This window comes from Burkholderia sp. AU32262, from assembly GCF_020419985.1.
GTDB lineage: Bacteria > Pseudomonadota > Gammaproteobacteria > Burkholderiales > Burkholderiaceae > Burkholderia > Burkholderia semiarida.
In genome coordinates, this window is the sequence record NZ_JAIZRS010000019.1 from 25,119 (window position 1) to 47,303 (window position 22,185).

General features: G+C 68.2%; 16 protein-coding genes, 1 tRNA gene, 1 pseudogene and 2 riboswitches. Of the genes and pseudogenes, 15 read left to right on the top strand and 3 right to left on the bottom strand.

The annotated features are described in order from the left end of the window. Positions 1–32 precede the first annotated feature (32 nt). The 6 genes from LGN10_RS22305 to LGN10_RS22330 are packed head-to-tail and all read left to right on the top strand — an operon-like array spanning position 33 to position 8,164. Positions 33–818, top strand: a complete 786-nt coding sequence (locus tag LGN10_RS22305; RefSeq protein WP_059638416.1) for a class I SAM-dependent methyltransferase — start codon at positions 33–35, stop codon at positions 816–818. Further along, positions 815–2,200 (top strand): NAD(P)/FAD-dependent oxidoreductase, encoded by a 1,386-nt coding sequence (locus LGN10_RS22310; protein ID WP_226225055.1) that lies wholly within the window; start codon positions 815–817, stop codon positions 2,198–2,200. The genes LGN10_RS22305 and LGN10_RS22310 overlap by 4 nt, the downstream gene beginning before the upstream one ends. Further along, positions 2,197–2,919: a WbqC family protein gene (locus LGN10_RS22315; protein WP_089464449.1), complete on the top strand. Its 723-nt coding sequence runs from the start codon at positions 2,197–2,199 to the stop codon at positions 2,917–2,919. Before LGN10_RS22310 ends, LGN10_RS22315 begins: the two co-directional genes overlap by 4 nt. Positions 2,920–2,929: 10 nt before the next feature. Continuing rightward, positions 2,930–3,577 (top strand): class I SAM-dependent methyltransferase, encoded by a 648-nt coding sequence (locus tag LGN10_RS22320; RefSeq protein ID WP_226225057.1) that lies wholly within the window; start codon positions 2,930–2,932, stop codon positions 3,575–3,577. A gap of 58 nt (positions 3,578–3,635) precedes the next feature. Then, complete coding sequence (gene rffA / locus LGN10_RS22325) at positions 3,636–4,793, top strand: dTDP-4-amino-4,6-dideoxygalactose transaminase (RefSeq protein WP_060008829.1); 1,158 nt, start codon at positions 3,636–3,638, stop codon at positions 4,791–4,793. A gap of 2 nt (positions 4,794–4,795) precedes the next feature. Next, complete coding sequence (locus LGN10_RS22330) at positions 4,796–8,164, top strand: glycosyltransferase (protein ID WP_226225059.1); 3,369 nt, start codon at positions 4,796–4,798, stop codon at positions 8,162–8,164. 314 nt (positions 8,165–8,478) lie between these two features. Here LGN10_RS22330 and LGN10_RS22335 read toward each other — a convergent pair whose 3' ends face one another. After that, a complete protein-coding gene (locus LGN10_RS22335) occupies positions 8,479–8,964 on the bottom strand; it encodes a hypothetical protein (protein WP_059638428.1) in 486 nt (161 codons plus the stop codon). 217 nt (positions 8,965–9,181) lie between these two features. On the opposite strand from LGN10_RS22335, the pseudogene LGN10_RS22340 reads away from it, so the two are divergent. Then, positions 9,182–9,340, top strand: a pseudogene (locus tag LGN10_RS22340) (site-specific integrase); the annotation flags it as partial. 54 nt (positions 9,341–9,394) lie between these two features. Here the strand turns inward: LGN10_RS22340 and LGN10_RS22345 are convergent. Then, a tRNA-Arg gene (locus tag LGN10_RS22345) sits at positions 9,395–9,470 on the bottom strand. 251 nt (positions 9,471–9,721) lie between these two features. Here LGN10_RS22345 and LGN10_RS22350 point away from each other — a divergent pair. Next, positions 9,722–10,609 (top strand): c-type cytochrome, encoded by an 888-nt coding sequence (locus tag LGN10_RS22350; protein ID WP_226225061.1) that lies wholly within the window; start codon positions 9,722–9,724, stop codon positions 10,607–10,609. Positions 10,610–10,720: 111 nt separating this feature from the next. Here LGN10_RS22350 and LGN10_RS22355 read toward each other — a convergent pair whose 3' ends face one another. Beyond that, positions 10,721–12,808: a UvrD-helicase domain-containing protein gene (locus tag LGN10_RS22355; RefSeq protein ID WP_060966419.1), complete on the bottom strand. Its 2,088-nt coding sequence runs from the start codon at positions 12,806–12,808 to the stop codon at positions 10,721–10,723. A gap of 312 nt (positions 12,809–13,120) precedes the next feature. Between LGN10_RS22355 and LGN10_RS22360 the strand changes: the two genes are divergently transcribed. From LGN10_RS22360 to LGN10_RS22390, 7 genes are all read left to right on the top strand, one after another. Next, complete coding sequence (locus LGN10_RS22360; RefSeq protein ID WP_226225062.1) at positions 13,121–13,828, top strand: SGNH/GDSL hydrolase family protein; 708 nt, start codon at positions 13,121–13,123, stop codon at positions 13,826–13,828. Positions 13,829–14,156: 328 nt separating this feature from the next. Continuing rightward, positions 14,157–15,209 carry an oxidoreductase gene (locus tag LGN10_RS22365; protein ID WP_059580610.1) on the top strand — a complete coding sequence of 351 codons (1,053 nt, stop codon included), beginning with the start codon at positions 14,157–14,159 and terminating at the stop codon, positions 15,207–15,209. Positions 15,210–15,423: 214 nt separating this feature from the next. Further along, on the top strand, positions 15,424–15,789 hold the full coding sequence (locus LGN10_RS22370; RefSeq protein WP_027811833.1) for a hypothetical protein: 366 nt from the start codon (positions 15,424–15,426) through the stop codon (positions 15,787–15,789). Between the two features lie 114 nt (positions 15,790–15,903). Next, a riboswitch (glycine riboswitch) is annotated at positions 15,904–16,006 on the top strand. Between the two features lie 33 nt (positions 16,007–16,039). After that, a riboswitch (glycine riboswitch) is annotated at positions 16,040–16,173 on the top strand. Between the two features lie 83 nt (positions 16,174–16,256). Further along, positions 16,257–17,375, top strand: a complete 1,119-nt coding sequence (gcvT, locus tag LGN10_RS22375) for a glycine cleavage system aminomethyltransferase GcvT (protein WP_089464446.1) — start codon at positions 16,257–16,259, stop codon at positions 17,373–17,375. A gap of 127 nt (positions 17,376–17,502) precedes the next feature. Then, positions 17,503–17,883, top strand: coding sequence for a glycine cleavage system protein GcvH (gcvH, locus tag LGN10_RS22380; RefSeq protein ID WP_059580605.1), 381 nt, complete (start codon positions 17,503–17,505; stop codon positions 17,881–17,883). A gap of 58 nt (positions 17,884–17,941) precedes the next feature. Beyond that, positions 17,942–20,869, top strand: a complete 2,928-nt coding sequence (gcvP, locus tag LGN10_RS22385) for an aminomethyl-transferring glycine dehydrogenase (RefSeq protein WP_226225063.1) — start codon at positions 17,942–17,944, stop codon at positions 20,867–20,869. A gap of 154 nt (positions 20,870–21,023) precedes the next feature. Next, on the top strand, positions 21,024–22,166 hold the full coding sequence (locus LGN10_RS22390) for an alginate lyase family protein (RefSeq protein WP_226225064.1): 1,143 nt from the start codon (positions 21,024–21,026) through the stop codon (positions 22,164–22,166). Positions 22,167–22,185: the final 19 nt, after the last annotated feature.

The window sequence follows — 22,185 nt, forward strand, 5'->3', positions numbered from 1 at the left end:
CGGTCACACCCTTTGTGCCTGGAGCCCTGTGTATGCACGAATCAGCGATCATCACCAACGCAGATGGCGATCAGCTCGCGGCGCGCCGCGAACTGTTCGACCTGATGCAGACCTACCCCGCGACGCGCGAGGAACTGGAACGGTCGCTCGGCCTGTTCGTGCGCGGCTCGCTCCTCGCACGCATTCTCGCGACCTTCGAGATCTATCAAAAAATCGTGCCGCTGCCGGGCGCGATCCTCGATCTCGGCACGTGGCGCGGGCAGACCGCCGTGCTGTGCGAGAACTTCCGCGCGATTCTCGAACCGCTGAACTTCCAGCGCCGCATCCACGCATTCGATACGTTCACGGGCTACACGGGCTTCGCCGAGCACGACACGCGCGACCGCAAGCTGTTCTCCGACGGCACGTATTCGCTGTCCGGCGAGTACGCCGACCTGCTGCGCAAGCTGCTGAACCTGCACGAGCGCAGCAACGCGATGGGGCACGTGCATGACAAGCACCACGTGTGGGAAGGCGATTGCCGCGACACGCTGGCGGCGTTCGACGAAGCGCATCCCGGCGAGATGGTCGCGCTCGCGTGGTTCGACCTGAACGTGATCGAGCCGACCCGGCACGCGTTCGACGCGGTGATGAAGCGGCTGGTGCCCGGCGGCGTCGTCGCGTTCTGGCAGCTCACCCGCGGCGGCCAGCTGCCCGCGGAAGGTATCCATTACCTGCGCGACCTGCTCGGCAACCGTCCGCACCAGATCCACAAGGCAGCGGCCTATCCGTCGCTCTGCTACCTGTCATTCCCCGAAGGCGGGGGCACACGCAAATGAAGATCGCGATCCTCGGCAACGGCATTCTTGGCCTGATGACGGCCCGCGCATGGCAGCAGGCCGACCCGGGCGTCGAGCTCGTGATCGTCGGCCACGCGCATCGGCCCGGCTCGGCCACGCGCGCCGCGGCGGCGATGCTCAATTCGTTCACCGAACTGGAAGGCGATTCGCTCGGCACGCCGATCGACCGCTTCAAGTTCGAACTGAGCCGCGGTGCGACGGCGGCCTGGCCCGCCGTATTCGCCGAAATCTGCACGCCGGAGCGCGCGATCGCGTACGGCTTCGGCACTTTCGTGCTGAACAACGCGGCGACCGACGCGCTCGACGACGAGAACTTCGCGGCCATGCAGCGGTTCTGCCGCGAATTCGAGGAGCCCTGCGAGGCGGTCGATCCGTCAGGCATCCCGAACTATCATCCGGACCCGCGCTATCGCGCGCTGAAGGCGGTCTTCCTGAAGCGCGAAGGCTGGGTCAATCCGAAACAGTTTCTCGACGCGCTGACCGAGTCGGTCGCACGAGCCGGCAACGTGCGCTTCATCGACGCCGAGGTCGAGCGGCTCGAGACCGCGGCCGGACGCATCACCGGGGCGCGCCTGTCCGATGGCGGCGTGCTCGGCGCGGACCGCTTCATCCTCTGCAACGGCGCCAACGTGACGCGCGTGCTGCAGGCGAGCCTGCCCGAGTTGCCGGTGCAGCGGATGTTCTATGGCATCGGCATGTCGATCGAACTGCAGAGCGCGGAGAACGCGCACACGCACTGCGTGCGCACGACCAACCGCGGCCTCGCGTGCGGCGTGTATTCGGCGCCGTACGGGCCTGACCGGACCCTCGTCGGCGCCAGCAACTACATCAGCCCGGTGCCGCACGAGCACGGCCACGCCGGCAGCGCGTACACGCTGCTCAAGTCGGCGATGGACCAGATCAACACCCGCTTCTCGCGCGCGAACCTGGTCAACGTCAACGTCGGCTGGCGGCCGACGACGTCCGACCTGTATCCGCTGTTCGGCGAAACCAGCGTGCGCGACCTGTGGATTCTCGGCGGCACCAAGCGCGACGGCTTCCACCTGTCGCCGGTACTGTGCCGCGATCTCGTCGCGGCGATGCGCGGCGAGCCGATCGATCCGCGCTACGCGGAACTGGCGCCCGAACGGCCGCTGATCCGCAACATGACGCGCGAGGCCGCGATCGCGAAGACGGTGCGCCATCAGATCAATGCCGCGTACCAGCACGACTTCGTGCCGGCGCGCAACCGCATGGTCGACCAGCTCCGGAACGCGATGCGCGCGGACCTGGAGGCGCTGCACGACAAGCTGGGCGCAACGGACTGGGGCATTCCGCCCGAGCTCGTCGACATGTACCGGTACGGCCACATTCCGGCATGAGCGGTGCGACCATGAACCGCGACGCGAAGCGGGTGGCGATCGTCCAGTCCAACTACATTCCGTGGAAGGGCTACTTCGACCTGATCGCCGCCAGCGACGAGTTCATCCTCTACGACGACGCGCAGTACACGCGCCGCGACTGGCGCAACCGCAACCAGATCAAGACGCCGCAGGGCGTGCAATGGCTGAGCGTGCCGGTGAAGGTGAAGGGCAAGTATCACCAGTCGATCCGCGAAACCGAGATCGACGGCGCCGACTGGGCGCCGCTGCACTGGAAGGCCCTGCAGCAGAACTACGCGCGCGCGCCGCACTTCGCGCGCTACGCGGACGAGCTCGAGGCACTCTACACCGGCCGCACCTACGGGATGCTGAGCGAGCTGAATGTCGCGATGCTGACGTGGGTCCTCCGGCAACTGGAGATCGGCACGCGCGTGTCGTCGACGTCGGACTATGCGCTGCACGGCGACCGCACCGAGAAGCTGCTGAACCTGTGCGTGCAGGCGGGCGCGACCGAGTACCTGTCCGGCCCGGCCGCGCGCAGCTACCTCGACGAGAACCTGTTCGCCGATGCCGGCATCGCGGTGCGCTGGTTCGACTATCCGGCCTATCCCGAGTATCCGCAGCAGTGGGGCGATTTCGTCCACGGCGTGACGGTGCTCGACGTGCTGTTCAACTGCGGTCCCGAAGCGCGCCGGTACGCGCTGACCTCGAAAGATTGAGGTGATGTCCATGAGCGAATCCCGGCATGCGAGCCTGCTGGAAGAAGTGGCCGCGTACTACAGCGCGCGGCTGGCGGAGCACGGCGCGACCGCGCGTGGGGTCGACTGGAACGGCGAATCCGGCCAGTTCCTGCGCTTCGAACAACTGACCAGAATCCTGCCCGCGTCCGGCGGACACTCGGTGAACGATATCGGCTGCGGCTACGGCGCGCTGGTCGATTTCCTGAAGGCGCGCGCGCTGCCGGACGGCTTCGCGTATGCGGGCTACGACATCTCGTCCGACATGGTCGACGCCGCGCGGCAGCGCTACCGCGACGACGCGAACGTCACGTTTCATGTCGGCGCGCAGCCGCAGGCCCCGTCGGACTACGGGATCGCATCCGGCATCTTCAACGTCAGGCGCGGTCACGACGACGACGCGTGGCTCGACTACATCCACGCGACGCTCGACACGCTGCACGCGACGAGCCGGCTGGGCTTCGCGTTCAACTGCCTGACGTCGTATTCCGATCCGCCGTTCATGCGCCCGGACCTCCTGTACTACGCGGACCCGTGCGCGCTGTTCGATCGCTGCAAGCGCCGCTTTTCGCGCCACGTCGCGCTGCTGCACGACTACGGCCTGTACGAATTCACGATTCTCGTCCGCAAGGACATCTGAGCGGTGCCGCGCGCAAGCTGCGCGGCCGAACGTCCCACCCTTACCGCGGAGCCTGACCATGTTCGGCCCACCCAATCTCGACAGCATTCCGTTCGGCCGCCCGTTCGTGGTCGGCAAGGAGCTCTACTACATCGCGAAAGCGGTCGAGCAGGGCGGCCTCGCCGGCGACCAGGCGTTCACGAAGCTCTGCCACCGCTGGCTGGAAGCGCGCATCGGCTGCCAGCGCGCGCTGCTCACGCACTCGTGCACGGCCGCGCTCGAGATGGCCGCGATCCTCGCCGACGTGCAGCCCGGCGACGAAGTGATCATGCCGTCCTACACGTTCGTGTCGACCGCCAACGCGTTCGTGCTGCGCGGCGCGACGCCGGTGTTCGTCGACATTCGCCGCGACACGCTGAACCTTGACGAGACGCAGATCGCCGCCGCGATCACCAAGCGCACGCGCGCGATCGTGCCGGTGCACTACGCGGGCGTCGCATGCGACATGGACGTGATCGGGCAGCTCGCGGCGGACCATGACCTGTGGGTGATCGAGGACGCCGCTCAGGCGCTGCAGTCGACGTGGAACGGCAAGCCGCTCGGCGGCCTCGGCCACCTCGCGTGCCTCAGCTTCCACGAGACCAAGAACGTGATTTCGGGCGAAGGCGGCGCGCTGCTGGTCAACGACCCGCGCCTCGTCGAGCGCGCGGAGATCATCCGCGAGAAGGGCACCAACCGCAGTCAGTTCTTCCGCGGGCAGGTGGACAAGTACACCTGGGTCGACGTCGGCTCGTCGTTCCTGCCGGGCGAGCTGATCGCGGCGTTCCTGTACGCGCAGTTCGAGCACGCGGACGTGATCACCGCGCAGCGGCGCGCGACCGTGCAGCGCTACCAGGACGCGCTGCAGCCGCTGCACGCGGACGGGCTGATCGAGCTGCCCGCGATTTCGCTCGCCGAGCGCGGCAACGGCCACATGTTCTATTTCCTCGCACGCGACCTCGCCGAACGCACCGCGCTGCTGCAGCAGATCCGCGCGGTGGGCGTGAACGCGGTGTTCCACTACGTGCCGCTGCACAGTTCGCCGGCCGGCCAGCGCTACGGGCGCTGCGGGTCCGGCATGGCGGTGACGGACCTCGTCGCCGACCGGCTCGTCCGGCTGCCGCTGTACCACGACATGACCGAAGCCGAACAGGATCGCATCCTCGACGTGGTCTTCGATTTCTACCGCACCCGATAACGATGACGATTCCCCAATCTGGCCTGGCGCACGGCGGTTCGCGCATCTTTACGCGACTCGACCACCCGTACTACATACTCGCGCCGAATTTCCGGCAAACCTCCGGCGGGATCCGCGCGATGCACTACCTGTGCCACGTGCTGAACCTGCTCGGCCACGAAGCGTACGTCTGCACGCCGGTCGTGCATCCCGACCTGCGCACGCCGCCGCTGACCAACGACATCGTGCAGGCGCACGCCCGCGCGAATCGCAGCCCGATCGTCGTCTACCCGGACGTCGTCACCGGCAATCCGTTCAATGCGCGCTGCGTCGTGCGCTACCTGCTGGCCGAGCCCGGCCGCATCAACGGCGAACCGATCGCCCTGCAGCCGGACGACCTCATCTTCACGTTCGGGCCGTCGCTGGTGCCCGAAGAATGGAACGCGGACCTGCTGCGCATGCCGCTGGTCGACACGCGCATCTTCAACAGCGACGGTGTCGACGACGCCCGCCGCAACGGCACGGCCGTCTTCATCAATCGCCACCTGCGGCGCGGCGGCACGCTGCATCCGGTCACCGCCGAGTCGATCGAAATCTCGACCCGCGTGCCGGAACGTTCGGCGCACGAACTCGCGGCGCTGTTCCGGCAGGTCGAGTGCTTGTACACGTACGAATGGTCCACCGCCGTGTTCGAGGCACTGCTGTGCGGCTGCCCGGTCGTGTGCATCATGAATGACGCGTCGCTGTCGGAGCCGACCCGGTGGGTGATGGACGGCAAGGGCATCGCGTGGGGGCTCGACGAACATGAGATCGCCCACGCGAAGGCCACGGTTCACGAAGCGCGCAGCGTCTACCTGAAGGAAGAGGAGACGTTCTGGCAGCAGTTGCAGAACTTCGTCGAGCGAACCCAGGCCCACGCGGACAAGCTCGATGCGCGGGCCGTCGCGCCGGGCGCCGCCGCCCGGGAACAGGACGCGTCCGCGCCGCGCTCGTGCATCGCGGTCGTCACCGCCGAACCGGCCGACCACGCGCGCGCCAGCCTGCGTTTCACGCAGCCGTTCGCGCGGCTGGACCGCGAATGGGCACTGACGTTCCCTGTCACGCCAGCCGGCATCGATCCCGACGCGCTGCAGCGCGCGGACCTGATCGTGCTGCAGGGCGACACGCCGGGCCTGCTGTCCGCCGCCACGCTGGAACACCTGTTCTCGCTCGGCAAGCCGGTCGTCCTCGAGATCGACGCGCCGCTCGACACGCTGCTCGCCGACATCCCCGGCGCGGCCGACAACGCGCGCCGCAAGGCGGGCATCCGCAGCGCCGTGCAGCGCGCGCATGCGCTCGTCGTGCCGTCGGAAACGCTGGTGCGGGAATACCGTCACGTCAACGCATCGGTCCACGTGCTGCCGACCGGCGTCGATCTCGAACGTCTGCACCGCGCGGCGCCCGGCGTGCGCGACCACGTGAACCTCGCGGTTTCCGGCACCGGTCTCGACGGCGTGCGTCTCGAGCAGGTCCGCCTGGCGCTGGCCGAGCTGCGCCGCCGATTTCCGGGGAAGCTCCGGGTGTCGTTCGTCGGCGCGGCGCTGCCGGCCGGCTGGGACCGCGAACCGGACGTCACGCTGATCGCGGAGCCTGCCCCTTACGACAGCTACGCCGACGCGCTGAAGCGCGCGGACCTCGACATCGCGCTGGTCGCGGCGCCGGTCACGTTGCGCGACGATGCGCCGCCGCGCGCATGGCTCGAATGTTCGGCGGCCGGCGCGGCCACGGTGCTCGTCGCCACGCCGGCCGAAGGCTGCCCGGTTGTCCACGGCCGCACGGGCTGGCTCGTCGCCGACACCGCCGACGCGTGGGTCGACGCGATCGCGCACCTGATCGAGCATCCGCACACCCGCGCGCAACTCGCCGCGGCCGCGCAGGATGCAATCCGCGCGCAGCACGACATCGGCCGCAACGCTGCCCGCCACGGTGCGCTGTACGCGCGGCTGCTGGCGGAGAACCGCACGCTGGCGCCCGTCGCCGCGACCGCGGACGCCGCACCGCGCCGCAAGCGCCTGATCGTGTATTCGATCGATCCGGACGCATGCGCGTCGTCGCGAATTCGCCTCACGCTGCCGTTCGGTCTGCTGAGCGACGAATGGGAACTCGTCCCGGGCATCCGGGACGGCCAGATCGACAGCAGCGTGCTGGCCACGGCCGACGCCATCCTGCTGCACCGGCTGACGCCCGGCCTGCTGACGGGCAACGACCTGTACACGATCTTCAAGCATGAAAAGCCGGTGATCTACGCGACCGACGACCTGCTGACCGACCTGCCGCCCGCGCATCCGCTCGCCGCGCAAGGCGGGATGGCCCGTGCGGGGATCGAGCTCATGCTGCGCAACGCAGACGCCGTGATCGTATCCACGCCGTCCATCGCCAGCCGCTACCGGCTGTCGCACCCGCGCGTTCACGTGCTGCCCGACAGCGTGGACTTCGACCGGTTCTACCGCCCCGTGACGGCGCGCGACGACGACTGCGTGACGATCGGCATCGCCGGTGCGTCGCTGCGCGCCGACAACTTCGCGCTCGTCGACGCGGCGCTGCACGCGATCTGCGCACGCCATCCCGGCAAGGTCAGGGTGAGTTTCGTCGGCGCGGACGTCCCGCCGGGCTGGGCTGGCCACCCGGCCGCCGGGTGCGAGCCCGAGCTTCACGACTACGACGCGCACGCACGACGCCTGCCGGAACGGCGCTGGGACATCGCGCTGCTGCCGCTCGCCGACCATGACTACAACGCCTGCACGAGCACGATCCAGTGGCAGGAATACGCGGCGGCCGGCATCGCGTCGATCGTCAGCGACCGGCCAGCCTATCGCTTCGCGCTGCACGACGGCTGCGACGGCCTGCTGGTCCCGGATGCGCCGCAGGCGTGGGTCGACGCGCTCGACCGGCTGATCGCGAACCCGGCGCTACGCCGCGGGCTCGCGCGCACGGCACAGGCGAAGGTCCGCAAGCATCACGCGCTGCAGCAGGCGCTGCCGCGCTATCGCCATGTGTATCAGCAGTGCATCGACAAAGGCGCGGTCGGCCACCCGCCCGGCCGGCCGGATGCGCCGATCGCCGGCGCGCTGATTCTGGATGCCGAAGGCGACCTCGACAAGGTCCGGCTGAGCCTGCAGGAAATCGCAAGGCGGCCGGAACAGGATCTGCTGGCGGTCGTGCTGACGACGTCGCAGGCGCCGCTTCCCGAATGGACCGACAAGGTGCGCTATCTGCACGCGCCCTTGCACGAGTACACGGCCACCGTCGAGCATCTCTGCGCACTGCCGGCGTTCGACTGGACGCTGATCGTCGAGGCGGGGGACGGGCGCGCTGCGCAGGCACGAACGCCTGCGGATGCCGAGATCGCGTAGTTCGGCGCGCGCCGTGCCGCTTGTCTGACGCTGGCGGCACGGCGCGCTATCCCGGCAGTGCGCCCGGTGCTCAGTTAAACCCAGGCCAAGGTCAAGGCCATCCGAAGCGTCAGATGACGGAGAGGCCCGCGCAGCTCGCGCCTGACCGAGTTCGACGCACCACTCCTTGCAACGTGTCGATGAAAGCGCAAAGCCTCGCCCAAATGGAGGCTCGCCGATTAATTCACTCGCATCGAAGGGGCCCAAGAGCCCCTTCGATGTGATGCGATAGCAATTTCGGCCGGAACGGCGACGACCGTGGCCCGAAAAATCAATTACGCGTATTGGGGCGCTTTGGCGGCTAACGCATCCAGCACCTTGGTGACTCTCCAGTGCTGCGCCTGAGTCCCGTTATAGGCAAACGCCCAAATGACGTTGTTGCCTTGCAAACTGTCGAAGTGGTCGTCGATCACGAGATTCGGATTTGCCACCGACGTGATATATCCCGGGCGCATAGTCAGGCTCCACCGCTGAGATACCGCACCGGTAAATTTACGCACGACGAGCGGTGTCTCGGCAGCAACCTTTCCGTCCTTAAAATCGATCGCCAACTGGTCCGCTGGAGAGTCAGGACTGGTGAAATCGAGAATGAAGAACCCTGGGCTGGCACGAAAATGCCACACGTTTAGTACATCCTGTTCGGTCAGATAGCGTAGTGCCAACGGCGAGTTGGGACCTACAAAGCCGCTCTGGCCAGAATCGGGCACAACGCCGATGCAGCGGCTCCGATCCGCGGCGAATTCAATGATCACGTCACTCATGATATTTTCCTTAAGATAATTGAGAAAATAATCGGCCTCGTCCTTCTTAAAACCCCCTTGAATTGCAAGGCCAGAGCGCCCCGCAATCCAAAGGTATCGGCAAGCCACCCTTATCGGTTCTCACCTGGATATAAAATAGACAAATGGCCTCTCGAGCTCAATTACACTTGATTACACATGGACGAAAATCGAGATCGATTGAATATTCGATGCCGACCACGTGCGACGCGACACGCCGCTGCGAGTGCTGAAGGGACCGTGCGAATGGGAGACGATGGAAATGGTACAGCGGTACGCCCACCTATCAGTCGATCATCTGGCGCACAGCGTCGCGCCGCCCACGGCCGAGCCCGCGCCGATTCCGGCTGCAATCTAGCTGCAACGGTAATGCACGACGAAGGAAGGAAACCGCTGAGAGCCTGACTAGGCTTGGCGCGCCCGGCTGGGATCGAACCAGCAACCCCTGCCTTCGGAGGGCAGTACTCTATCCATTGAGCTACGGGCGCGTGAGACAGTGAAACGACCCCATATACAGGCCGTCCACGATTGGCAAGACGGCAAGGATACCCGGTTTCCCATGACGCGTCCACCTTGCCCGACGAATCGGCGTCAGAGCGCGATCCGTGCGGGTAAACACGCGCCATCGCGCCGCTCGCCGTGATGTAAACGTTCCGTCTATAATCGTCCGTGCTTCATTGGACTGCCATTTTGCCGTTGCACCGCGCTCACAATTCCTATTCACGGAGACGAGGCAAGCATGAGCGAAGCACCCCACGAATCTCCCGTCAAAACCCCCGGGCAGTTGATTGCCGTCATCATCGCGTCGTTCGCGATTCCGATCGTCCTGATCGTCCTGTTCGCCAATTACGCGAACCATGCATTCCGTTCCGGCGCCGGCACGGACGCGCTATCCGACGAGCAGGTCGCCGCCCGTATCGCGCCGATCGCGAAGGTCGACGTGAAGGACGCCAACGCACCCCGCACGTACAAGACCGGCGAGGAAGTCTACAAGGCCGTCTGCGTGACCTGTCACGGCACCGGCGCCGCCGGCGCGCCGAAATTCGGCAACAAGGACGACTGGGCGCCGCGCATCTCGCAAGGCTTCGACACGCTGCTGAAGACGGCCCTCGCGGGCAAGGGCGCGATGCCGCCGCGCGGCGGCACGAGCCCCGACGACGTCAGCGACTATGAAATCGCCCGCGCGATCGTCTACATGGCGAACAACGACGGCGCGAACTTCCCCGAACCGGCCGCGCCGGCCGCCAACGCGGCGCAACCCGCCAGCGGCGCACCCGCGTCGGGCGCCGACGCATCGAACGCACAGGCCGCCGCGGCCATGGCCGCGATCGCCGCGATCCCGAAGGCCGGCGACAAGCCCGCGGCCGCGCCGACCAGCGCCGACGCCGCATCGGCCGGCAAGGCGCTGTATACGCAGGTGTGCCAGGCTTGCCACGCGGCCGGCGTGCTCGGCGCGCCGAAGTTCGGCAGCAAGGAAGACTGGGCGCCGCGCCTGAAGGAATCGATGGATACGGTCTACAACTACGCGCTGCACGGCAAGGGCGCGATGCCGCCGAAGGGCGGGTCGAACGCGTCGGATGCCGACGTGAAGGCGGCCGTCGACTACATGGTCAACGCGTCGAAGTAACGCCTCACCCGGCCATCCGTAAAAAACCCCCGCGGCGCCTGCGCGTCGCGGGGGTTTCGTTTTCGGGTTGCCGGTTCGCCGCGCCCTCGTGCGCGCGGCAGCGCCGCCGCGTCACTTCTGCAGCAACGCCTTCAGGCTGGCGAGCCGATCCTTCGGCGACATCGGCGCCTCTTCCGGCGTCGGCGGCGGCGCTTCGTCGAGCCCCATCTCGGGAATGAAGCGAGACGGTTCGCACACGACCGTCTCGCGCGCCCGCTTGCGCTTCTTGCACCAGTTCAGGTGCAGGCTGCGCTGCGCGCGGGTGATCGCGACGTACATCAGCCGGCGCTCCTCCTCGATCCGCTCGTTGTCGATCGGGCCGTCGTCCTCGCTTCCGCCGCGGTGCGGCATGATGCCTTCCTCGACGCCGACCAGGAACACGTGCGGATACTCGAGGCCCTTCGACGCATGGACGGTCGACAGCCGCACGGCGTCCGGGTCCTCGTCCTTGCCCTCGAGCATCGACATCAGCGCGACGGTCTGGATCAGGCCGAGCAGGTTCTTGCCCGTATCGGCGAGCCCGTCCGCGTTGTGGAAACCTTCGGCCTCGCCGTCGACGGCCTCCGTCTCCGGCTTGGTGCCCTTGCGCTTCAGCCATTCGAGGAATTCGAGCACATTCTGCCACTTCGACTGCGCCTGCCGCTCGTCGAACGCGTCGTACAGGTACGCCTCGTAGTGGATCGCCTCCATCATGTCGTCGAGCACGACGGTCGCGGGCTCCTTGTCCGCGCGTTCGGTCAAGCGCTGGATGAAGTCGCAGAACATCCGCAGCGGCTCGACCTGGCGCGCCGACAGCCGCGCCTCGATCCCGCCCATGTACACGGCCTCGAACAGCGACACCTTCGCCTGCCCCGCGAACGAGCCGAGCGCCTCGAGCGTCGTGTTGCCGATGCCGCGGCGCGGCGTCGTGACGGCACGGATGAACGCGGGATCGTCGTCGGCGTTCGCGATCAGGCGCAGGTACGCGCACAGATCCTTGATCTCTGCCTTGTCGAAGAACGACTGGCCGCCCGACAGCACGTACGGGATCCGCTCGCGCCGCAGCACCTGTTCGAAGATGCGCGCCTGGAAGTTGCCGCGGTACAGGATCGCGTAGTCGCGGAACTGCGCGCGCCGCTCGAACTTGTGCGCGGACAGCCGGAACACGACCGATTCGGCCTCGTGTTCCTCGTCGTTGCACGCCGTGACGGTGATCGAATCGCCCATTCCGTGCTCGGACCACAGCTTCTTCTCGAACAGCTTCGGGTTGTTCGCGATCACGTTGTTCGCGGCGGTCAGGATCCGCACCGTCGACCGGTAGTTCTGCTCGAGCTTGATCACGTGCAGCTTCGGGAAATCCTTGCCGAGCTGCGCGAGGTTCTCCAGCGTCGCGCCGCGCCAGCCGTAGATCGCCTGATCGTCGTCGCCGACCGCCGTGAACGCGGCGCGCGGGCCCGCGAGCAGCTTCAGCAGCTCGTACTGGCACGCGTTGGTGTCCTGGTATTCGTCGATCAGCAGGTAGCGCAGCTTGTTCTGCCAGCGGTCGCGCACCTGCTCGTTCTTCGCGAACAATTCGGCCGGCAGGCGGATCAGGTCGTCGAAGTCGACCGCCTGGTACGCGTGCAGCGTCGCCACGTAGTTGCGGTAGACCAGCGCGGCCTGATGCTCGTCCTCGTTGGCCGCGATCGCCATCGCCTCGTCGGGCATGATCAGGCCGTTCTTCCACAGCGAGATGATGCTCTGGATCTTGCGGATCAGCCCCTTGTCGGTCGTGCCCAGCTGCTCCTGGATCATCCCGAAGCAGTCGTCCGAATCCATGATCGAGAACTGCGGCTTCAGGCCGACGTGCTCGGCCTCCTGGCGCAGGATCTGCACGCCGAGCGAGTGGAACGTGCAGACGGTGAGCTGGTTGACGGGCACCTTGCGGCCTTCCTTGCCCGGCGTGGTGAGCGTCTTGCCTTCCAGCAGCTTCGACACGCGCTCGCGCATTTCGGCGGCCGCCTTGTTCGTGAACGTGACGGCGGCGATGTGGCGCGGCTCGAAGCCTTTCGCCTCGATCAGGTGCGCGATCTTCTGCGTGATCACGCGGGTCTTGCCGCTGCCCGCGCCGGCGAGCACGAGACAGGGACCGTCGAGATAGCGCACCGCTTCGTTCTGAGCGGGATTGAGGCCTGCTGACATGGTGGCGGATGGTGTTGCGGGTTGACGGCGGAACGCCGGGAGGATGCCGTGCGCGGCAGGCTGGCGAAGCAGGCGGACACGCAGGCAGGACGCGCATGTTAACACGTCGGCGGCGTGTATTTCGGGCGCGCCGCCGGACGGGGGCGCGCGGGCTTGCCGGGCGGGCGCCCCCTGTCCGTTCGGCGTGGTCGTGGCTGGCCGCTCGGCCAATCGGGCCCTGTCGACGCCGTGATCGGACACAATAGGCCCTTCTCCGGCGCCACCTCGCGTCGCGCCGCTTCGACGCACTTGAACCCTCACCGGATCGACTTCATGGGATACCCGTTCGCCACCGCCGCACTCGGCCCGCTGCTGTTCGCGCAGGGGCGCTACGTGCGCCGCGTCACGCCGCGGCTGCCCGAGGCGGCCGGCCCGCGCAGCGGCGTGGCGGGCGACGGCCCGCCGCTGCGCGTGCTGGTGGTCGGCGATTCGGCCGCCGCGGGCGTCGGCGTCGCGACGCAGCACGATGCGCTCGCCGGGCAACTGGCGAACGCGCTGGCGGCCACGCACCGCGTGAGCTGGAAACTGCTCGCGCGCACCGGCCTGACCACGCGGGAGCTGGTCGACTGGCTCGCCACCGAACCGGCCGAGCCGTTCCACGTGGCGGTCACGTCGCTCGGCGTCAACGACGTGACGGGCGGCGTGCCGCCCGCACGCTGGGTCGCGCAGCAGGCCGAGCTGGTCCGGCTGCTCGGCACGCGCTTCCAGGTCGGGCACGCGATCTTGTCGGCAGTGCCGCCGATGGAGCGCTTCCCGGCGCTGCCGCAGCCGCTCGCGTGGTATCTCGGGCGGCGCGCGCGGCGGCTCAACGCGGCGCTCGCGGCTTGGGCCGGCGCGCAGCCGCACTGCACGTTCCTGCGGGTCGACCTGCCGCTCGAACGCCATCTGATGGCCGCCGACGGCTTCCATCCCGGCGCATCCGCGTGCGCGGTGTGGGCCGCGCAGGTCGCGGCCGCCGTGCGCCAACGGGTGGGCGGATGATGTGGCACGCGCTGGGGCCGCTGGCGGCTCGGAGCGCCGAGCCGCGCCGAGCCCGGAGCCCGGAGCCCGGAGCCCGGAGCCCGGAGCCCGGAGCCCGGAGCTGGAGCTGGAGCTGGGAGCGGAAGCGGGCAGCCACGACCCGGTCAACCGTACCGCACTGCGCCCCGTCCCGCGCAAAATGCCGGCATTCCTTGCGCAAGCGCCGCTCCGCCTCGCGCGTTTCGCCCGACACGTCTGTGCAAGCGGCGCCGCCATGCCAAAATAGCCGGTCGTCTTCGCGCCGCTCCGGCGCGCCATCCTTTAGTTTCCTTCGCAGCCAGGAATTGCCATGTCGTCATTGCTCAGGATTGGTTTGATGGGTTTCGGTTTCGCCGGCGCGACGTTCCACGCGCCCGTGATCGCCACGAGCGGCCGCACTGAAGTCGCCGCGATCGCGACGGGTCAGCCCGATCGCGCGCACGCCGCGTATCCGGGCGCGCGCATCGTCCCCGACCTCGACGCGCTGCTCGGCCTCGACGACATCGAATGCGTGGTGATCGCCACGCCGAACGACACCCACTTCACGCTCGCGCGCCAGGTGCTCGAAGCCGGCCGCCACGTGGTCGTCGACAAGCCCGTGACGCTCACCGCCGACGAGGCGCTCGCGCTCGCGCGGCTCGCTAACGCGCGCAGCCGGCTGTTCGCGCCGTTCCACAACCGCCGCTGGGACGGCGATTTCCTCACCGTGCGCCGCATCGTCGAATCGGGCGAACTCGGCCGCCTCACCTACTTTGCATCGCACTTCGACCGCTTCCGGCCGACGCCACGCACGCGCTGGCGCGAGGAACCGGCCCGCGGCGGCGGCCTGCTGCTCGACCTCGGCCCGCACCTGATCGACCAGGCGCTCGCGCTGTTCGGCACGCCGGAAACGGTGAGCGCCACCGTCAAGACGCGCCGCGACAACGGCACGGCGCCCGATTTCGTGCACCTGCTGCTCGGCTATCCGGACAAGGACGTCGCGCTGCATGCGAGCGCGCTGTCGGCGATCGAGCCCGCGCGCTTCACGCTGCACGGCACGCGCGGCAGCTATCAGAAATTCGGGCTCGACACGCAGGAAGACCAGCTCAAGGCCGGCCTCACCGCGGACGACGTCGAATTCGGCGGCGGCAATCCGCCCGGCCTGCTGCGCGTGCTCGACGGCGAGGTCGAGGTCGAGCGTCCGGTGCCGACGCTCGACGGCCAGTACGCGGAGTTCTACCGCGCGCTCGCCGCGTCGATCCGCGACGGCGCACCCTTCCCCGTCACCGCGCAGGACGCGGTCGACGTGATGACGATCATCGAGCTCGCCGCGCAGAGCGAACACGACGGCCGCCGCCTGCCGTTCGTCCGCCGCATCGTCTGACGGGCGCCGGCCGGGGCGGCACCGGCCCGGCCGCCCATCGCGCCACGCCGCCACGCGCCGGCGGCGGCGCTGCCGTCTGCCGGCGCCCCGCCCCGCCCCGCCGGCACGGCCGGAACATTCCGTTACAAATGGTGCGGGAACGAAAGTCAGCGGTCGTCCGGTCTGACGCGTTTCTCAAAAAGTCGATTCGACACCTATCCGTCAGGAGAATGTGATGCAACGGTTGATTCGCGCAGCGGCATGCTGCGTCCTGGTTTCCTCGCTCGCGGCATGTATTGTTCAGCCGCAGCGGCCGGCCCGGCAGGCGCCGCCGCCGCCGCGACCGAATCCGCAGGTCGTCGCGAACGACCGCATGCAGGAGGTCCAGGGCCGGATCGATAACCTGCATCGCCGCATCGACGCGCGCGTGAACGGCGGCTACTACCCGCCGCCTTACGGCGCGCAGCTTCACCACCGCCTCGACGTGATCCGCCAGGAAGCCAACGACATGTCGGCCCAGCACAACGGCGGCCTGTCCGGCGACGAGCAGCGCGTGCTGAACCAGGAACTCGACACGGCCGCGCGCGCGATCGGCGAATAACGCGCCGGCGCTTGCCGGAGCAAAGAAAAGCGGCGGCGCCCGTTGCCGCCGCTTGTCGCGAAGCGACATTCTTTTGCTCAAATTGACAACGCCCACCCGCTCGCGTACAGTCGCCCGCACGCGTCGGGAGAGCGTGTGACCGGGTGTTCCGACACCGGTTGCGCCGCCGAAGGGGCACACCCGCAAACTCTCAGGCAAAAGGACCGACCGCGTCGGGGAATCGCGTCCGCGCACTGCGCGGGCCATACGCTCCCCGCACTCTGGAGAGCGGCAGTAGCCCGCAGCGCATCGGCTGCGCGGGCAAGCTGCCCACCGAAGGGGCGCGCGTTCGCCGGGCTTGGCCCGCAGCGCAATCTCTCAGGTATCGAGGACAGAGGGGCATGTACCGGATCGCTCGAGGCCATCGGCCGCGGCGGTCGGCACATGGCCGTTCTGATCCGCGCGCAAGCGCCTTGCCTGAGGCCTCGATGACTGCACTGAATCACACCCCGCTCAACGCCGCGCACCGCGCGCTCAACGCCCGCATGGTCGACTTCGGCGGCTGGGACATGCCCGTCAACTACGGCTCGCAGATCGAAGAACACGCGGCCGTGCGCACCGACGCCGGCATGTTCGACGTGTCGCACATGTGCGTCGTCGATTTCACCGGCAGCCGCGTGCGCGCGTTCTTCGAGCATGCGATCGCGAACAACGTCGGCAAGCTCAAGACGCCCGGCAAGGCGCTCTACTCCTGCCTGCTCAACCCGCAGGGCGGCGTCATCGACGATCTGATCGTCTATTACTTCACCGAAGAATTCTTCCGCGTGGTCGTCAACGCCGGCACCGCCGAGAAGGACATCGCGTGGTTCAACCAGCTGAACGAGCAAGGCGGCTACGGCCTGACGATCGCGCCGCGCCGCGATTTCGCGATCATCGCCGTCCAGGGTCCGAACGCCCGTGAAAAGGTCTGGGCGACGGTGCCCGCCGCCCGCGCCGCCACCAGCGAGCTCAAGCCGTTCAACGCCGCGCAGGTCGCCGGCACGCCGTTCGGCGATCTCACCGTCGCCCGCACCGGCTACACCGGCGAGGACGGCTTCGAGGTGATCGTCCCGGCCGTGCACGTCGAAGCGCTGTGGCATGCGCTGCAGCAAAACGGCGTGCGCCCGTGCGGGCTCGGCGCGCGCGACACGCTGCGCCTCGAGGCCGGCATGAACCTGTACGGCCAGGACATGGACGACACCGTGTCCCCGCTCGACGCGGGCCTCGCGTGGACGGTCGACCTCACCGCGCCGCGCGACTTCGTCGGCCGCGCCGCCCTGGAAGCCAACGGCACGCGCGCCGCGTTCGTCGGCCTGATCCTGCAGAAGGAAAACGGCAAGGCGGGCGGCGTGCTGCGCGCGCACCAGAAGGTCGTCACGCCGCATGGCGAAGGCGAGATCACGAGCGGCACGTTCTCACCGTCGATGCAGGAATCGATCGCGTTCGCGCGCGTGCCGGCAGCCGTCCAGATCGGCGACACCGTCCAGGTGCAAATTCGAGACAAGCATCTTCCCGCACGCGTGGTAAAACTGCCGTTCGTGCGCAACGGCAAGGTCCTCGCTGCGTAACGACCGAGAAGCGGCCCGGCAGGCCGCCTCCCGGCAAGCCGGGAGATGGCGCCCGGCGCAACCCCATCCGGCGCACCATGGCGGCGCGCCAGCAGAACGAACAAACCCTTTTATCCAGGAGCATCCGATGAGCAACGTCCCGGCCGATCTGAAGTACACCGACGAACACGAGTGGATCCGCACCGAGGCGGACGGCACGCTGACGGTCGGCATCACCGATCACGCGCAGAGCACGCTCGGCGACATCGTCTTCCTCGAGCTGCCCGAAGTCGGCAAGTCGGTGAGCGCGGGCGACGCCGTCGGCGTCGTCGAATCGGTGAAGGCGGCATCCGACATCTACTCGCCGGTGTCCGGCGAGATCGTCGCCATCAACGAAGCCGCCACCGATGCGCCCGAAGAAGTGAACGGCGACGCGTACGGCGTGTGGCTCTTCAAGATCAAGCTCGCGGCCGGCGCCTCGACCGACAAGCTGATCGACGCCGACGCCTACAGCAAGCTGATCGACTAATTTCCCTACCCGAACCGCGCGACGCCGGCCTCGGCGCGCGCGGGACCAGAGTCACGCCATGAAGCTCGAACACCCGGACCGTCTGATGAACCGCACGCCCCTCTCGCTCGCCGCGCTCGAAACGCACGACGCGTTCGCCGAACGCCACATCGGCCCCGATGCCGCCAGCCAGCAGGCCATGCTCGACACGCTCGGCTTCGCGTCGCGCGCCGCGCTGATCGACGCCGTGATCCCGGCGTCGATCCGCCGCGCCGACACGCTGCCGCTCGGCCCGTTCGCGCAGCCGAAGAGCGAGGCCGAAGCCCTCGCCGCGCTGCGTGCGCTCGCGGACAAGAACCAGGTGTTCCGCTCGTATATCGGCCAGGGTTATCACGACACGCACACGCCGGCCGTGATCCTGCGCAACGTGCTCGAAAACCCGGCGTGGTACACGGCCTACACGCCGTACCAGCCCGAAATTTCCCAGGGCCGCCTCGAGGCGCTCCTGAACTTCCAGCAGATGGTGGCCGATCTCACGGGCCTCGCGATCTCGAACGCATCGCTGCTCGACGAAGCCACCGCCGCGGCCGAAGCGATGACGCTGCTGCAGCGCACCGGCAAGCCGAAGTCGAACGTGTTCTACGTCGCCGACGACGTGCTGCCGCAAACGCTCGAAGTGATCCGCACGCGCGCGCTGCCGATCGGCATCGAGGTCAAGACGGGCCCGGCTGCCGACGCCGCGCAGGCGAACGCGTTCGGCGTGCTGCTGCAGTACCCGGGCGTGAACGGCGACGTGCGCGACTACCGCGCGCTCACCGAAGCGATCCACGCGGCCGGCGGCCACGTGGTCGTCGCGGCCGACCTGCTCGCGCTGACCGTGCTGACGCCGCCCGGCGAATGGGGCGCCGACGTCGCAATCGGCAACACGCAGCGCTTCGGCGTGCCGATGGGCTTCGGCGGCCCGCACGCCGCCTACATGGCCGTGCGCGACGAATTCAAGCGCCAGATGCCGGGCCGCCTCGTCGGCGTGACGGTCGACGCGCAGGGCAAGCCCGCGCTGCGTCTCGCGCTGCAGACGCGCGAACAGCACATCCGCCGCGAGAAGGCGACGTCGAACGTGTGTACCGCGCAGGCGCTGCTCGCGATCATGGCGAGCATGTACGCGGTCTACCACGGCCCGCACGGCCTGAAGACGATCGCGCTGCGCGTGAACCGCATCGCGGCGCTGCTCGCCGCCGGCGTGAAGCAGCTCGGCTTCGCGACCGTCAACGACACGTTCTTCGACACGCTGACGATCGACACCGGCACGCGCACCGCGCAGATCCACGCATTCGCGAAAGCCAAGCGCATCAACCTGCGCCGCGTGAGCGACACGCAAGTCGGCGTGTCGGTCGACGAAACGACGACGCGCGACGACCTCGCCGATCTGCTCGACGTGTTCGCGCAGGCCGCGGGTGGCACGGCACCGGCCGTCGACGCGCTGGACGCGGGTCTCGCCGGCGTCGCCGCGCTGCCGGCCGGCCTCGAGCGCACGAGCGCGTACCTGACGCACCCGGTGTTCAACCGCCACCATTCCGAAACCGAAATGCTGCGCTACCTGCGCAGCCTGTCGGACAAGGATCTCGCGCTCGACCGCTCGATGATCCCGCTCGGCTCGTGCACGATGAAGCTGAACGCGACGTCGGAAATGCTGCCCGTCACGTGGCCCGAGTTCGGCGGCATCCATCCGTTCGCGCCGGCCGAGCAGACCGTCGGCTACCGCGAGATGATCGACCAGCTCGAACAGATGCTCGTCGCGGCCACCGGCTACGCGGCCGTGTCGCTGCAACCGAACGCGGGCTCGCAGGGCGAGTACGCGGGCCTGCTGATCATCCACGCGTACCACGCGTCGCGCGGCGAAGGCCATCGCGACGTGTGCCTGATCCCGGCGTCCGCGCACGGCACGAACCCGGCGTCCGCGCACATGGCCGGCATGAAGGTCGTGGTCGTCGCGTGCGACGCGCAGGGCAACGTCGACATCGCCGACCTGAAGGCGAAGGCCGAGCAGCATTCGGCGAACCTCGCGGCGATCATGATCACGTATCCGTCGACGCACGGCGTGTTCGAGCAGAACGTGCGCGAGATCTGCGAGATCGTCCACGCGCACGGCGGCCAGGTGTACGTCGACGGCGCGAACATGAACGCGATGGTCGGCCTGACCGCGCCCGGCCAGTTCGGCGGCGACGTGTCGCACCTGAACCTGCACAAGACCTTCTGCATCCCGCACGGCGGCGGCGGCCCGGGCGTCGGCCCGGTGGCGGTCGGCGCGCACCTCGCGAAGTTCCTGCCGAACCAGCGCTCGACCGGCTACGCCCGCGCGGAAGACGGCATCGGCGCGGTGTCGGCCGCGCCGTACGGCTCGGCGTCGATCCTGCCGATCTCGTGGATGTACATCGCGATGATGGGCGCGAAGAACCTGACCGCCGCGACCGAAACCGCGATCCTCAACGCGAACTACATCGCGAAGCGCCTCGCGCCGCATTACCCGGTGCTGTATTCGGGCCCGGGCGGGCTGGTCGCGCACGAGTGCATTCTCGACCTGCGTCCGATCAAGGAAACGAGCGGCATCACCGTCGACGACGTCGCGAAGCGCCTGATGGACTACGGCTTCCACGCGCCGACGATGAGCTTCCCGGTGCCGGGCACGCTGATGGTCGAGCCGACCGAATCGGAATCGCAGGAAGAACTCGACCGCTTCATCGCCGCGATGATCGCGATCCGCGAGGAAATCCGCGCGGTCGAGGAAGGCCGCGCCGATCGCGAGGACAACCCGCTGCGTCACGCGCCGCACACGGCGGCCGTCGTCACCGCGAACGAATGGCCGCACGCGTACTCGCGCGAGCAGGCCGCGTACCCAGTCGCGTCGCTCGGCACGAACAAGTACTGGCCGCCGGTCGGCCGCGCGGACAACGCCTATGGCGACCGCAACCTGTTCTGCTCGTGCGTGCCGATGTCGGACTACGCATAACGCACGTCTCGCACCGGAGCGTCCGACCGTGACCACCCCGCACGCAGCCACCGGTTGCGTGCGGTTTTTACGTTCGCCGCCCGGCCAACCGTTTCACGCTTGCGCGCCAATCCGGCTAACATCACACGCGATCCAGCCAATGAAGGAGTTCCGCATGGTGCGTCCGATGTTTCCGGGCCATGGCGCAACCGCGCGGCGGCCGCGCGTGCGCGCAGGCCGCTACGTGCCGATGCTCGTCGCATCGTTGTCGCTGGCCGCCGCCGGCCTCGGCGTGTCCGGCAGTGCGCGCGCGGCAATGAATTTCTGCGCGGCGCCCGCACTGCAGGCAAGCGAGACGACGCAGGCCGAGCCGGGCGTGCAGGCGCTGATCCGCAGCGTCGACGCACGCATCGGCGAGCAGCCGAAGGCGATGGCGCGCGTGCATACCGAGGGCACGCTGCCGCATGAAGGCATCCACGACCAGAGTGAAGCCGCGCTCAAGGACATGGACCTGATGCGCGATGCGGCGCTCGCGTGGCGCGTGACGAACGCGCCGCGCTATCTGCAGCTCGTCGACCGCTTCCTGTCCGCGTGGGTCTCGACCTACCAGCCGAGCTTCAACCCGATCGACGAGACGCGCTTCGACAGCCTGATCGTCGCGTACGACATGACCGCGAGCGCGCTGCCGGTGAAAACGCGCAACGCGACGGCCGCGTTCATCGCGAAGCTCGGCGCCGGCTACGTCGCGCAGGTCGACGCGCAGAAACGCCCGCTCACCGGCACCTGGCGCAACAACTGGCAGAGCCACCGGATCAAGCTGATCGCGTTGTCCGCGTTCACGCTCGGCGACCGCAAGATGATGAACGCCGCGCAGCGGCTGTTCGTCGAGCATCTCGCCGACAACATCGGCCCGGACGGCAAGACCTGGGATTTCGAGGAACGCGATGCGCTGCATTACGCGGTCTACGATCTCCAGCCGCTGGTGACGGCCGCGCTCGCCGCGCGCCGCTTCAACCGCAACTGGCTGCGCGAGCGCGGTGCGAACGGCGCGACGCTCGCGGCCGCGCTCGACTGGCTCGTGCCGTACGCGCTCGGCGAAAAGACGCACGAGGAATTCGTGAATTCGCCGGTGCCGTTCGACGCGAAGCGCCGCGAGGCCGGCTTGCCGGGTTATACGGGGCAGTGGGACCCGAAAAACGCCACCGAACTCTTTCATCTGGCCGTGCGGCTCGACGGGCGCTATGCCCGCGTCGCGCAGCAGCTTTCCCCAACGCCGCCCGCATGGCTCGCCGCGTGCCTGCCATTGCAGGCGCGCTAGCACCATTCTTACAGCAAGG